Annotated in this window: 11 protein-coding genes; 6 read left to right on the forward strand and 5 right to left on the reverse strand. The window is 46.5% G+C overall.

The window, feature by feature from the left end; all coding sequences use genetic code 11:
• The first annotated feature begins 208 nt into the window (after positions 1-208).
• Positions 209-2,623, forward strand: coding sequence for a glycoside hydrolase family 2 protein (locus MMA19_RS01385; RefSeq protein WP_240205311.1), 2,415 nt, complete (start codon positions 209-211; stop codon positions 2,621-2,623).
• On the opposite strand, the gene MMA19_RS01390 is transcribed toward MMA19_RS01385, so the two are convergent.
• The 5 genes from MMA19_RS01390 to MMA19_RS01410 form a co-directional block, all read right to left on the reverse strand.
• Entirely contained in the window at positions 2,624-3,550 is a 927-nt protein-coding gene (locus tag MMA19_RS01390; RefSeq protein WP_198558874.1) for a hydroxymethylglutaryl-CoA lyase, read from the reverse strand. It lies immediately after the preceding gene.
• Positions 3,551-3,556: 6 nt separating this feature from the next.
• A complete protein-coding gene (locus MMA19_RS01395; protein ID WP_240205312.1) occupies positions 3,557-4,354 on the reverse strand; it encodes an enoyl-CoA hydratase-related protein in 798 nt (265 codons plus the stop codon).
• A gap of 12 nt (positions 4,355-4,366) precedes the next feature.
• A complete protein-coding gene (locus MMA19_RS01400; protein WP_240205313.1) occupies positions 4,367-5,980 on the reverse strand; it encodes a carboxyl transferase domain-containing protein in 1,614 nt (537 codons plus the stop codon).
• Between the two features lie 11 nt (positions 5,981-5,991).
• A complete protein-coding gene (locus MMA19_RS01405) occupies positions 5,992-7,161 on the reverse strand; it encodes an isovaleryl-CoA dehydrogenase (protein ID WP_240205314.1) in 1,170 nt (389 codons plus the stop codon).
• Positions 7,162-7,231: 70 nt separating this feature from the next.
• Positions 7,232-7,609, reverse strand: a complete 378-nt coding sequence (locus tag MMA19_RS01410; RefSeq protein WP_038226714.1) for a MerR family DNA-binding transcriptional regulator — start codon at positions 7,607-7,609, stop codon at positions 7,232-7,234.
• Between the two features lie 244 nt (positions 7,610-7,853).
• Here MMA19_RS01410 and MMA19_RS01415 point away from each other — a divergent pair, with 244 nt between their 5' ends.
• From MMA19_RS01415 to MMA19_RS01435, 5 genes are read left to right on the forward strand one after another with little or no spacing between them, the layout of a single operon-like run.
• A complete protein-coding gene (locus MMA19_RS01415; RefSeq protein ID WP_240205315.1) occupies positions 7,854-9,053 on the forward strand; it encodes a thiolase family protein in 1,200 nt (399 codons plus the stop codon).
• A gap of 16 nt (positions 9,054-9,069) precedes the next feature.
• Positions 9,070-10,563 carry a CoA-acylating methylmalonate-semialdehyde dehydrogenase gene (locus MMA19_RS01420; RefSeq protein ID WP_240205316.1) on the forward strand — a complete coding sequence of 498 codons (1,494 nt, stop codon included), beginning with the start codon at positions 9,070-9,072 and terminating at the stop codon, positions 10,561-10,563.
• 59 nt (positions 10,564-10,622) lie between these two features.
• The gene (locus tag MMA19_RS01425; RefSeq protein ID WP_006074359.1) at positions 10,623-11,777 is read left to right on the forward strand and encodes an acyl-CoA dehydrogenase family protein; all 1,155 of its coding nucleotides are present in this window, start codon (positions 10,623-10,625) and stop codon (positions 11,775-11,777) included.
• A gap of 24 nt (positions 11,778-11,801) precedes the next feature.
• A complete protein-coding gene (locus MMA19_RS01430) occupies positions 11,802-12,584 on the forward strand; it encodes an enoyl-CoA hydratase (RefSeq protein ID WP_006074358.1) in 783 nt (260 codons plus the stop codon).
• A gap of 9 nt (positions 12,585-12,593) precedes the next feature.
• Positions 12,594-13,724, forward strand: coding sequence for an enoyl-CoA hydratase/isomerase family protein (locus tag MMA19_RS01435; RefSeq protein WP_240205317.1), 1,131 nt, complete (start codon positions 12,594-12,596; stop codon positions 13,722-13,724).
• Positions 13,725-13,733: the final 9 nt, after the last annotated feature.

Here is a 13,733-nt window from a genome sequence, read left to right on the forward strand (position 1 = left end):
CGATAGACTTTTTGGGCTGTAAGAATATTCTCACTGAGTGAGATTAAAATGCGCATCAAAGCAAGGTTTGGGTATGAGTTCAAACTTTTGTTACTCCACAAATAAACAGCTCACATAACCCATTTGTTTCACTAGATAACTATATAGTTTAAGAGTAAATATAAAACTATATAGTTATTTTAAGTCTGAAGCATATTAGGGAAAGTGTATGACGAGAATAAATCTGAACGGTGATTGGCTGTTAACAAGTAAACAAAAACCGGAAGTTGAAGTAACAATGCAAGTACCAGGCGATAATTACTCTGCTCTACTTAAAGCCGGTGTGATTAACGACCCATATTGGGGTTGTAACGAGCAAGAGGTTCAGTGGGTTCGGGATTGTGAGTGGCAAATTAGTCGCGCTTTTGAATTGAGTCAGCAGCAGTTATCCTCTGAGCAGTTACTCTTGTGCTTGTCTCGCCTAGATACGGTAGCGAAGCTTGTCATCAACGGAACAGAAGTCGACACTTTTTCCAATATGTTTGTCTCGCGTAGGATAGATATCAAGCCATATGTTCAGCTTGGCGTTAACACCATTTGTATCACTTTTACGCCAGCCCATCTTGAAGCTAAAAATAGATCGATATCATTACCTTTCCCAATACCGTCTTCGATGGGAAGCAATAACCAAATTCCTCATATGAACTTGCTCCGTAAAACCCAGTGCCACTCGGGTTGGGATTGGGGAATTTGCCTAGTTGTTTCCGGCATCTATGACGATGTCTTCATCAGCGTGGTTAACGAAGTTAGCTTAGATCGCGTATCAACGGAGCAAATCTGGAAAGAGGACGGCTCAGTTGAAGTTGTGGTACAGGTTTACCACCAAGCTGTTTCTGGCGTAGAGATATCGATTGGATTTGATGAAATTGAAACGCGAGTTAAAAGCTCAGACGGCGAGGTGACTTCAGTGAGTTTTACCATTGAGACTCCCAAACTCTGGTGGCCAGCCGGATATGGTGAGCAGCCACTGTATGATTTAAACGTCACAATGGACGGTCAAACAATAAACAAACGCCTTGGTTTGCGTAAGCTAGAGCTTAACAATGCAGAAGATGACATTGGCTCTGCGATGGAATTTCGTATTAACGATTTTCCTATTACAGCGCGCGGTGCGAACTGGATTCCTATGGATGCCATGCCTGCGCGAGAAAGCAAAACTCGTTATGAGTCCTTATTGGGTGATGCGGTCGCCGCTAACATGAATATGATTCGAGTTTGGGGTGGCGGCCAGTATGAAGCCGATATCTTCTATCAAACATGTGATGAGTTAGGTTTGCTAGTCTGGCAAGACCTCATGTTTGCCTGTTCGCTTTATCCATCCACTCAGACATTCATTGACGATGTAGAACCCGAAGTACGCTACCAAGTTCAGCGGTTAAAAGACCACGCCTGTATTGCCTTGTGGTGTGGTGATAATGAAGTAATAGGTGCATTAAATTGGTATGAAGAATCGAGAAACAGCAGAGATCGCTATGTCGTAAATTATGACCGATTAAATCGTAAACTCGCCGATTTTGTCACTCAAGAAGATCCATCACGAAAGTTTTGGTCTTCGTCTCCTTGTAACGGAGAACTCGATTATGGCGATTCATGGCACGATGACGCTCGAGGTGATATGCACTTTTGGGAAGTGTGGCATTCTGGTGCGTCGTTTAATGCTTACCATAATATTAAACCCCGATTTTGTTCGGAGTTTGGCTTTCAGTCGTGGCCTTCATTATCAGAAGTAAAAACCTTTGTACCGCAAGAAGATTGGAACGTAACCTCACCTACATTTAAAGGACACCAAAAGAATGCCTCTGGTAATAGCATTATTACCGAGATGTTTACCAGATATTTTCGCTTTCCGGCTAGCTTTGAGCAGATGCTGTATTTAAGCCAAGTTCAACAATCCATTGCGATTAAAACCGGTTGTGAGTACTGGCGCTCTATATCTCCGATTTGCCGAGGAATGTTGTACTGGCAGTTAAATGACAACTGGCCGGTAAGCTCTTGGTCGAGTATTGAATACAGCGGTCGCTGGAAACAACTTCATTATCATGCCAAACGTGTATTTGCCCCTACCTATGTACCATTTGTTGAGACTGATGATGCCCTGACCTTGAGGCTGGTTAACAATCGAAGAACTCAAGAAAAGGTCACCGCTGAAGTGATGTGGATGAGTTGGAATGGTGAACCACTTGGCAACTGGAATTTGAACCTTGATATCGCACCGGATGAAAATCAAGAAGTTTGGTCGTTGAACAAATCGCAGTGGCAGACGCGAGCTGACCATGGTTTCTTCTTTGTCCGCTTCGAATCTCAAGGTGAGTGGAGTCAGAATACCTGGTTTGCTAAACCCGAGGTGAAACAGTTGGCCATTAGCAAAGCGAAAATTCAAGTGGATATCGACGGAAGTGCGATAATACTAACCGCTGATAAACCAGCGTTTTTCGTTCATTTGGAGCACGACGATTCTGGGCGATTTAGTGATTCCAGTTTTACTTTGTTGCCCAATGAGCCTTATCAGGTTAACTATATTGGTGAGGAGTTAGAGACACTGCTATTGACGCTACGTGTCTATGACTTAAGCAATAGCTACTAATTAACGTTGACTTTGCTTCGCCCTTAGAGCCAGTGATACTTTTGATGCTGGCTCTTTGTTCAGTGCGTTACAGATTGTCCAACCAGCTTGGGCGACAGACTCAAGGTCTACGCCTGTTGCGATTCCCAACTCATGGCAGAGATAGAGCACGTCCTCAGTTGCCACATTTCCAGACGCTCCATCGGCGTAAGGGCATCCCCCAAGTCCGGCGACGCTGCTGTCTATGGTTTGAATACCCATTAGTAGCGCTTGATAAAGATTGGCAAGCGACTGCCCGTACGTATCGTGAAAATGAACGGCCAATTGCGATGTGGGGACATTCTCCAAGACAGCTTCTAACACCCTAGCTATTCTCAGTGGTGTTCCTGTACCTATGGTGTCGCCTAGTGACACCTGATAACAACCTAACTCTATTAGGGTGTCACTGATCGCTGCCACTTGCTCAGGCGTGGTTTTACCTTCATAGGGGCAATCAACGATGCACGAGAGGTAGCCACGAACTCTTAAATTGTGTTGATGAGCAGCTTCAATGACGGGAATGAACCGTCGAATGCTTTCTCTAATTGAGCAATGGATGTTTCGCTGAGTAAAAGACTCAGAGCAGGAAGTAAATACGGCCACTTCGTCAGCACCTGCCGTGAGAGCCGCTTCGAAGCCTTGTAAATTAGGCGTTAGGGCAGAGTAGGTGACTTTATTTTGCTTAGTTATTAGTTGAAAAACGTTAGATGAGTCCGCCATTTGAGGAATACGTTTTGCCGCCACAAACGCTCCTGACTCAATATGTGTTAGTCCAGCGGCTGTCAGTTGATTGATTAGGTTCACTTTGTGTGACGTGTCTACGTTGTTTTCGTTCTGTAATCCATCTCGCGGACCCACTTCAACAATATTAACGTGACTAGGAAGGACAGGATTAGTAAGGGTAGCCATTAGAATTTACTCCTCTTCTTTCCAAATAGGCGGCACTTTGTCGAAGAAGGCTTGCAGACCTTTCTGACCTTGAGAAGAGGTACGAGCATCGGCAATAACTTGGCTTGTGAAATCGATCAATGGAGGATCGATCGTATGGTTGTGGCAGTGCTGAATCAAGGCCTTTGTGTTTGCTATTGCGTTTGGGCTATTGGCAACGAATTTATCGACCAGTGCATCTACGAAGGGGTCAATTTTACTACCTAGTAGTACCTCGTGGACAATTCCAAGCTCCAGAGCTTGAGGGGCGCCCATGACTTCAGCACTCAGCATATAACGTCGAGCATAACGGGCACCTATGGTACGAATGACGTAAGGTCCAATGGTTGCAGGAACAAGTCCAAGTTTCACTTCGCTAAGACAGAATCGACAGTCGGCATGGGCAACCACTACATCGCAGCAGCACAGCAACCCTAAAGCCCCGCCAAATGCCGAACCTTGAACGACAGCTACGGTTGGAATCGTTAGCGTGTCTAGACGCTTCATTAGTTCGGCAAGTTTTTGGGCATCTTCCAAGTTTTCGTTTTGACTTTTGTTAGCCATGGATTTCATCCAGGCTAAATCAGCCCCTGCGGAGAAGTGCTTTCCGTTACCACGTAACACTAAGCAGCGGATATTCTTGTCGTTCCCAACGCGATGCAGTGCATCGAGCAGATCGGCAACCATCGCGTCATCAAAGGCATTGCTTTTATGTTGACGATCTAACGTCAGATGAGCGACTCCCTTAGTGTCGACGGTAAATTGAATAGCATTAAGTTCAGTCATAGCCGCCGCCCGTTACATTCGAAAGATGCCAAATTCACTATCGAGGATAGGAGCGTTATCAGTAGCATGCAATGCAAGTGTCAAAATACGGCGTGTGTCTTTGGGGTCGATAATGCCATCGTCCCAAAGCCTAGCACTGGCGTAATAGGGATGGCCTTCATTGTTATATCGGTCGACGATATTTTGTTTGTAGCTTAGCTCTTCCTGTTCAGGCCATTGTTGATTCTGACGTTTCTTCACCTCACGTTTTACTTGAGTGAGTACGTTGGCCGCTTGTAATCCCCCCATCACTGAGATACGCGCATTTGGCCACATCCACATCATTGTTGGGTCGTAGGCTCGGCCACACATGCCGTAATTGCCTGCGCCATATGAACCCCCAATGATGATAGTGAACTTGGGCACATCGGCACATGAGACCGCCATGACCAGTTTCGCGCCATGTTTTGCTATACCGCCTTCTTCATATTGCTTGCCGACCATAAAACCGGTGATATTCTGAAGAAACAGCAGCGGGATTTTACGTTTGGCACACAGTTCAACAAAATGCGCGCCTTTTTGGGCTGACTCGGAAAATAAGATGCCGTTGTTGGCAACAATTCCAATGAGTCGTCCATCAATTCGAGCAAAACCACAGACTAAGGTTGCTCCGTAAAGTGCTTTGAACTCGTCAAATTCAGAGTCATCGACGATTCGAGCTATCACTTCACGGATATCGAAGGACAGCCTTAAGTCACAGTTTACAATGCCATATATCTCAGTTGGGTCATAACTAGGTGATCCTGTTTTTGTCGCGGTATGAGTGGCTGGTAGCGTATTGTTTGTGTTAGTGCTCGAAACGGCTTGTCGTGCTAACTCCAACGCGTGTTGTTCGTTGTGGGCATAATAGTCAGCGACACCGGACTTTTTACAGTGTACGTCCGCGCCGCCGAGTTCTTCATCGGTCACTTCTTCTCCGGTCGCTGCTTTTACGAGAGGGGGGCCTGCGAGAAAAATCGTACTTTGATTTTTGACCATAATGGATACGTCAGCCATAGCGGGAACATACGCGCCGCCAGCGGTACATAGGCCGAGAACCACAGCGATTTGCGGTATGCCTTTTGCCGACATTCGAGCTTGATTAAAGAAAATGCGCCCGAAATGGTCCTTGTCTGGAAATACTTCGGCTTGGTGAGGCAAATTTGCTCCCCCAGAGTCAACAAGATAGATACAGGGAAGGTGGCATCGCGCCGCTATTTCTTGGGCTCGAAGGTGCTTTTTGACGGTCAGCGGGTAGTAGGTTCCGCCTTTAACGGCGGGATCGTTAGCAATGATCATACATTGAGTGTTGCAAACCGTACCAATTCCAGCGACGACTCCTGCACAAGGTACTTTGTCCTCGTATACCTCCCATGCTGCAAATTGACCAATTTCAAGGAAATCAGAATGCTGATCGAGCAGGGCATTAATACGTTCGCGAACCGGAAGCTTTCCTTTTGCACGTTGACGTTGAATGGCTTTTTCGCCACCGCCTTCCGCGATGGTTGAAAGGTCGGTTTCAAGCTGTGCCACAAGCGCATTCATTGCTTTTTGGTTTTTTAGATAAAGCTCTGAATTGGGTTTCACTTTACTGACAATTTTAGTCATAAATCCCTCCGCTATTGAGACTCTTGGAATAGCTCTCGGCCGATAAGCATGCGGCGGATTTCTGATGTGCCGGCACCGATTTCATATAGCTTAGCGTCACGCAACAAACGTCCTGCTGCATATTCATTGATATAGCCATTCCCGCCTAACAATTGGATCGCATCTAACGCCATTTGTGTTGCAAGCTCAGCGTTGTAGAGAATGACACCAGCAGAATCTTTTCGAGTAATTTCGCCTCTATCGCAAGCGCTGGCGACCGCATACAAATAGGCACGTGCTGCATTGCAGCGTGTATACATATCAGCGAGTTTTGCTTGAACCAATTGAAACTCACCAATAGAGCGGCCGAACTGTTTTCGTTCGTGAACGTAGGGGACAACCAAATCAAGGCAGGCCTGCATGATACCCAACGGACCCGCTGCTAGTACGACACGCTCGTAGTCAAGCCCGCTCATCAGTACTTCAACACCGTGATTGATTTCCCCTAGAACATTTTCTAAGGGTACTTTGCAGTTTTGAAACACAAGTTCGCAGGTGTTGGAGCCTCTCATGCCAAGCTTGTCGAGTTTTTGTGCGTGGCTGAATCCTTCGAATTGTTTTTCAACAATGAAAGCAGTAATGCCGTGTTGAGCCGCTGAAGGTTCAGTCTTGGCATAAACCACAACCACATCCGCATCTGGGCCATTGGTAATCCACATCTTGCAGCCATTAAGCACAAAGTGGTCACCGTGTCTTTCTGCGCGAAGCTGCATGCTTATGACATCTGAGCCTGCATTTGCTTCACTCATCGCTAATGCACCAATGTGAGTACCATCAACGAGTTTTGGGAGGTATTTTGCCCGCTGGGCATCATTACCATTTCGAAAGATTTGATTAACGCAAAGGTTGGAGTGAGCGCCATAGCTGAGGGCAATGGAAGCAGAAGCGCGGCTGATTTCTTCTAGAGCGATGACATGCGCAAGATACCCCATGGCAGCGCCACCATATTGCTCGTCAACGGTTACGCCGAGTAGACCCATCTCACCAAGCTCTGGCCAGAGGTGGTTTGGAAATGCGTTATCCGCATCCACTCGTGCAGCGATAGGGGCGATGCGTTCGCGAGCAAAAGCACTGACATGCTCGCGCAGTAAGTTGATGGATTCATCAAGCCCAAAGTTCAGTGGGCTGTACTGATTAATCATAGAACCTCCCTTTATCTGGAAGAGACTCTACATCCTGTTACTTTGGCAATGAATCACAGCGTTAGGAACATTAGCTTGCTTTCTGTTTTCCTAAGGCTTCGATACAACGTTTTTTTGCCACAGATAAGTCTTCCAGTAGTGCATTAATGTCTTCAAGTTGGCGTTTCAAAACCGCTTCTTTTTCATCAATGATGTTGAGCATTTGCGTGAGCTGATGCTCTCCCTGATGTGTGTCATAAAGCTCAAACAACTCACGTATCTCCGCAAGAGAGAATCCAAGTCTTTTACCTCGCAGTATTAACTTCAAGCGAATCTTGTCCCTTCGTTGATAGATTCGCATCGTGCCTTTACGGTCAGGTTGTATTAATCCTTCATCTTCGTAAAAACGAATGCTGCGAGTTGTTACATCAAATTCTTTTGCGAGCTCGCTGATCTTATAAGTTTCCATCGGTTACTGCTCTCCGAACTATGTTTTGGTCAGGCTTCGCGACCACTGCATTAATTTTAAAAGTCATTACCCAGTCGTTTGATGTGGTGATGTCCGACATTGTCGTAATGAAAAAATGATACGTTATTAAGTTGTTTCTTTACGTTTACGTAAATGTTAGTGCTATGCTTACTCATACGTCAAGGAAATAGTCGAGAATGCAGTTTAAAGACCAACGTCGTCACAAGAGCACAAGGAGAGAGTAATGCATCAACGAGAAGTCTGGATTGTCGCTGCAAAACGAACACCGATGGGACGGTTTCAAGGTGAACTATCGTCATTCACTGCTCCACAATTGGGAAGTGCCGCGATAAAAGCGGCGATGAATGATGTTTCGTTAGACAGATCCTCCGTTGATGAACTCTTAATGGGCTGTGTGTTGCCTGCTGGGTGTGGTCAAGCGCCAGCGAGACAGGCTGCTCTAGGTGCGGGAATAGTGGAGTCGGTTCCTTGTACCACGATTAATAAGGTATGCGGTTCTGGCATGAAAACGGTAATGCTTGCCCATTCAATGATTCAATTTGGCGAGGCAAACTGTGTGATCGCTGGTGGTATGGAAAGCATGACCAACGCGCCTTACTTGTTGCCCGGCGCAAGACAAGGGATGAGAATCGGGCACAAGTCTACCTGTGACCATATGTTTACCGATGGCCTAGAGGATGCCTATGAAGGTAAGTTAATGGGCGTGTACGGTCAAGCCGTCGCTGATGAGCTTGGTTTCTCTCGCGAGCAAATGGACAGCTGGGCGACGATATCAGCACAACGTGCGCTCAATGCGCAGCAACAAGGTTTATTTCGCGGCGAAATAGCGCCACTAGATAGCCAGCACCATGAGCCAATTAATGAAGATGAATTACCAAAAACCATCAAACTCGACAAAATTCCAAAGTTGAAACCCGCCTTTAGTCAACAGGGCACCATTACCGCAGCAAACTCAAGCGCTATCTCTGACGGGGCGGCTGCGCTTCTGCTGATGGAAAAAGAGCAGGCTATAGCTCTGCAGCTCAAGCCTTTAGCCATCATCAAAGGGCACGCATCGTTTGCCAGAAAACCTAGCGAATTCACGTTGGCCCCTGTTGGAGCTATCAAACAATTACTTACTAGACTCGAATGGTGCGTGGATGACGTAGATGGATGGGAGATCAATGAAGCGTTTGCTGTCGTAACGCAAATAGCGGTGAATCATTTTAAATTAGACAGCGACAAAGTGAATGTGAATGGAGGAGCCTGTGCGTTAGGTCATCCTCTTGGTGCAAGTGGCGCACGAATACTGGTTACTCTAATTCATAGTTTGAAAGCAAAATTAGCGAATTCAGAGTGCGAGAAAAGCTCGCTCAAAGGTGTAGCTGCATTGTGTATTGGTGGTGGGGAAGCGACCGCAATAGCTGTGGAAATTCCACGTTAATACGGAGAGGGAGATCATGAGTGAGAAAGTGCCTTTGTTTATCGACGGTGAATGCCGTCAATCATTAGCATCTGAATGGCTAGACGTCACCAACCCAGCGACCAATGAAATCATTGGCTCGGTACCAGTCACGCTAGACATTGAGATGCAGCGTGCTATTGAAAGTGCCTTACAAGCGCAAAAGGATTGGAAAGACGTACCTGTTTCTGAACGCGCGCGAGTGATGCTTCGTTATCAGCATTTACTCAAGGAACATCATGATGATATCGCTGAATTGCTTTCAAAAGAGACAGGCAAAACATTGGCGGATGCCAAGGGAGATGTTTGGCGTGGCATTGAGGTCGTCGAGCAAGCCGCCAATATTGCCAGCAATATGATGGGAGAGACTGTCGAGAACGTAGCGACAGATATAGATGGCTGTTCTATTGTTCAGCCCCTTGGCGTTTGTTGTGGTATTACGCCTTTTAACTTTCCAGCTATGATTCCGCTTTGGATGTTTCCTATAGCAGTTGCAGCCGGAAACAGCTTTATCCTCAAACCCTCTGAACAAGTGCCGCTAACATCGATTATGCTCGCCGAGTTATTTCAACAGGCGGGTTCACCTAGCGGAGTTCTTCAAGTGATTCACGGTACTAAGCCTCAAGTGGATTATTTGCTGAAACATCCAGATATCAAAGCCATATCATTTGTAGGCTCGGTACCGACCGCTCAATACATCTATCAAGTAGGCACTCAACACCATAAACGGGTTCAAGCATTTGCAGGGGCTAAAAATCATATGGTGGTTATGCCGGATGCAAATAAAGCTCAGGTAATAAATAACCTTGTGGGAGCATCCGTCGGCGCGGCGGGGCAACGATGTATGGCGATTTCAGTCGCGGTATTTGTCGGTCCCTCTAAACAATGGATAGCCGAACTGAAAGTTGAAATGGCGAAGATTAAACCTGGACCCAAAGAGGATCCTGAAGCTACTTACGGTCCATTAATCAGCCAACAGGCTAAGCAGCGGGTTTTGTCTTTTATTGAGGAAGGTAAGCAAGCTGGAGCGATATGCGAACTGGATGGCAGCCACTGTAAAGTAGAAGGCTATCCTAAAGGCAATTGGGTTGGACCCACCTTATTTAGCGGGGTTACGACTGATATGTCTATCTACCAACAAGAAATTTTTGGTCCGGTTTTAGTGTGCATTGAAGTGGAGACGCTCGAGCAGGCGCTTGAGCTAGTAAATCGAAATCCTTACGGTAACGGTACGTCAATTTTCACTGCTAGTGGTGCTGCCGCAAGGAAATATCAACACGAAGTGCTTGTCGGTCAGGTGGGGATCAATGTTCCTATTCCCGTGCCACTACCATTTTTCTCTTTCACCGGTTGGCGTGGGAGTTTTTATGGTGATCTGCATGCTTACGGTAAGCAAGCCGTAAGGTTCTACACGGAAACCAAAACAGTCACCTCGCGTTGGTTTGACGATGATATTCCTGATGGGCCGAATCTGACGATTCAACTTAAGTAGTTTCACTGCGGAAAATCGCAGAGTGATTAAGTCATGACAGTAGATGGTGAGGTAATGCTATGGATTTTGAACTGAATGAAGACCAACGAGCGTTTTCGGAGACGGCTTTTCAGTTTGCCAATGAGCACTTAATGCCTAATGCAGCACAATGGGACGAAGAATGTATCTTCCCTAAAGATGTGTTAAAGCAAGCAGGTGAATTGGGCTTTTTGGCACTGTATACACCAGAGCAAGAAGGTGGCTTAGGATTAAGCCGCCTTGACTCGTCTATTGTGTTTGAAAAGCTAAGCATGGGTTGTACCTCCACCACGGCCTTTATGACCATCCACAATATGGTGACTTGGATGATAGCCAGTTTTGCTACCGACGAGGCCAAGCGAGCGTTTTGTCCCAGTTTAATTAGTGGAGATTGGCTGGGGTCTTACTGCCTAACGGAGGCAACGGCGGGCTCAGACGCGGCTTCTCTGCTGACAACTGCTACGAGACAGGACGACAGTTACATCATTAACGGTTCAAAAGCCTTTATCTCAGGAGGTGGAGAGACCGATGTACTAGTGGTAATGGCAAGAACGGGGGAAACCGGTGCTAAAGGTATTTCGGCATTTGTTGTACCTGCACATTGTGATGGGATCAGTTATGGGCGCAAAGAGCCTAAGATGGGCTGGAATAGTCAACCAACGCGAGCCATCACATTCGATAACGTTGTTGTCCCTGCGACATATCGCTTGGGTGAAGAGGGGCAAGGCTTCACCTTTGCTATGAAAGGTTTGGATGGCGGGCGAATCAATATCGCGACTTGTTCCGTAGGAACGGCACAGCATGCGTTAAACCAAGCTGCTCAGTATCTCCATGAACGAAAGCAGTTTGGAAGGAGTTTGAGTCAGTTTCAAGCCTTACAGTTTAAGTTGGCAGACTTAGCAACGGAGCTGGTTGCGGCGAGACAGATGGTACGTTTGGCGGCATTTAAACTCGATAACCAACATCCAGATGCGACAACTTATTGCGCGATGGCGAAACGATTTGCTACCGACGTTGGATTTAACGTGTGCGATGGTGTGTTGCAACTCTTTGGCGGTTACGGATACATCAAAGAATATTCGCTTGAGCGTCATTTCAGAGACGTCAGAGTGCATCAAATCTTAGAAGGGACCAACGAGATCATGCGTATGATCATCGCAAGACGAGTCCTAAGCGACGCATTCGCTATTGAGTAACGCATTCAACACGGAGAAGACAAAATGTCAGAGGTCAGTTCGATTCCTTATACCATTGATAATCACGTGGCTGTGTTAACCATGCACAATCCACCCGCCAATACGTGGACGTGTGAAAGCTTAGTTCGTCTTAAACAGTTGATATTCGAGCTAAACGATAACAAAGATGTCTATGCGCTGGTTATCACAGGCAACGGAGACAAATTCTTTTCCGCCGGTGCTGATTTGAAGGTTTTTGCTCAAGGGGATAAAGAAAGTGCTTGCACCATGTCAAGAGTGTTCGGAGAAGCGTTTGAGGCGTTGTCCGGTTTTCGCGGCGTATCAATTGCCGCTATTAACGGCTACGCGATGGGAGGCGGTTTAGAGGTAGCGCTCGCTTGTGATATTCGAATTGCAGAGCAACAGGCCGTTTTAGCACTTCCGGAAGCTAAAGTTGGTTTACTACCTTGTGCGGGGGGAACGCAAAACCTTACGGCTCTGGTAGGTGAAGGCTGGGCAAAACGAATCATTTTGTGTGGAGAACAAGTGTCGGCACAAAAAGCACTGGATATACGATTGGTTGAAGAGGTTGTCGAAAGGGGCAAGGCGTTGTCTGTTGCGGTAGCATTGGCAGAGCAAGTTGCTCATCAATCACCGAGCTCGGTAACGGCATGTAAGGCATTGATTCAGTCAAATCGCCACGATTTTATTTCTCATGGTTTAGTCAAAGAACGAGAACTGTTCATCCGATTGTTTGATACTGAAGATCAGCGAGAAGGGGTGAATGCTTTTCTAGAAAAAAGGCCACCCGAATGGAAGAACAGCTAGGAGAGCAAAATGTCAGATACTGTTAACTTTCAAGAAATTCCTTGTGGTGAAGGTGGTTATGTTATCGCAGTTGCCACTCTAGACAATAGCGCCTCATTGAATGCACTTACTCACAATATGATTGTGTTACTAAAACAACAACTTGAACAATGGCATCAGGATGAGCGAGTTGTGTGTGTCGTGTTGGATGGTACGGGAGAAAAGGCATTTTGCGCCGGTGGCGATGTCAGAGCCATGCACACTATGATGAAAACACAACCCGCGGATGTGGCCAAAGCGTATTGCGAGCAGTTTTTTAGCGTGGAATATGAATGCGACTACCTCATTCATAGCTACTGTAAGCCTATCATTGGTTGGGGGGACGGCATTGTAATGGGCGGAGGAATGGGGCTTTTTATGGGAACTAGCCATAAGGTTGTCACGCCTACATCACGCTTAGCCATGCCAGAAATCAGCATCGGTCTGTTCCCCGATGTAGGCGCTACCTACTTTCTTAATCAACTTGAAGACCGCTTGGGCCTATTTTTAGGACTGACCGGCGTCATGTTTAATGCCACGGATGCGATGGACATTCATATGGCAGATCACCTAGTTGCCCCAGATGCAAAAGAGAAACTGATTAATCAATTGCAGGAAACCGATTGGAGCTGCGTTGACGACAGTTACGAATTCCTCTCTGAGTGCTTGGAGAAATTGGCCGAAAAAGATGACACTAGTTTACCAGCATCACAGTTGAAACCACGTTTGGATGAAATCTGTGCAGCGTGTAACGCCACTGACATTGGTAGTGTGTTTGCCAACATTATGGCGTTACCGGGTAACGATAAGTGGTTGGTGGCGGCAAAGCATAACCTGTCACAAGGCAGCCCTATCACAGCTCACATCTGCTTTCGACAAATCAACGATTATAGTCATTTAACACTTGCAGATTGCTTTCGACTCGAACTGATTCTTGGTGTTAGGAGTGCCACATTGGGGGAGTTTGAAGAGGGGGTGCGTTCACGTCTAGTTGACAAAGACGGCGCACCGCATTGGAAGTATCCAAACATCAACTCAGTTAATAAAGCCGTAATTGACGAGTTGTTTACCTCATTGTGGCGAGAGCAAGAACATCCGCTATTTCAGCTTGGTCGGGTTTAAGGAGAAGCG

The organism is Vibrio sp. CyArs1, from assembly GCF_022432925.1.
GTDB classification, from domain to species: Bacteria; Pseudomonadota; Gammaproteobacteria; order Enterobacterales; family Vibrionaceae; genus Vibrio; species Vibrio mediterranei.

What these genes read in the sequence shown, in the direction of transcription:
- MMA19_RS01405 (WP_240205314.1), bottom strand. Translation starts at nt 7,161, where the DNA reads ATGATTAATCAGTACAGCCCACTGAACTTTGGGCTTGATGAATCCATC.
- MMA19_RS01415 (WP_240205315.1), top strand. Translation starts at nt 7,854, where the DNA reads ATGCATCAACGAGAAGTCTGGATTGTCGCTGCAAAACGAACACCGATG.
- MMA19_RS01385 (WP_240205311.1), top strand. Translation starts at nt 209, where the DNA reads ATGACGAGAATAAATCTGAACGGTGATTGGCTGTTAACAAGTAAACAA.
- MMA19_RS01410 (WP_038226714.1), bottom strand. Translation starts at nt 7,609, where the DNA reads ATGGAAACTTATAAGATCAGCGAGCTCGCAAAAGAATTTGATGTAACA.
- MMA19_RS01435 (WP_240205317.1), top strand. Translation starts at nt 12,594, where the DNA reads ATGTCAGATACTGTTAACTTTCAAGAAATTCCTTGTGGTGAAGGTGGT.
- MMA19_RS01430 (WP_006074358.1), top strand. Translation starts at nt 11,802, where the DNA reads ATGTCAGAGGTCAGTTCGATTCCTTATACCATTGATAATCACGTGGCT.
- MMA19_RS01420 (WP_240205316.1), top strand. Translation starts at nt 9,070, where the DNA reads ATGAGTGAGAAAGTGCCTTTGTTTATCGACGGTGAATGCCGTCAATCA.
- MMA19_RS01395 (WP_240205312.1), bottom strand. Translation starts at nt 4,354, where the DNA reads ATGACTGAACTTAATGCTATTCAATTTACCGTCGACACTAAGGGAGTC.
- MMA19_RS01400 (WP_240205313.1), bottom strand. Translation starts at nt 5,980, where the DNA reads ATGACTAAAATTGTCAGTAAAGTGAAACCCAATTCAGAGCTTTATCTA.
- MMA19_RS01425 (WP_006074359.1), top strand. Translation starts at nt 10,623, where the DNA reads ATGGATTTTGAACTGAATGAAGACCAACGAGCGTTTTCGGAGACGGCT.
- MMA19_RS01390 (WP_198558874.1), bottom strand. Translation starts at nt 3,550, where the DNA reads ATGGCTACCCTTACTAATCCTGTCCTTCCTAGTCACGTTAATATTGTT.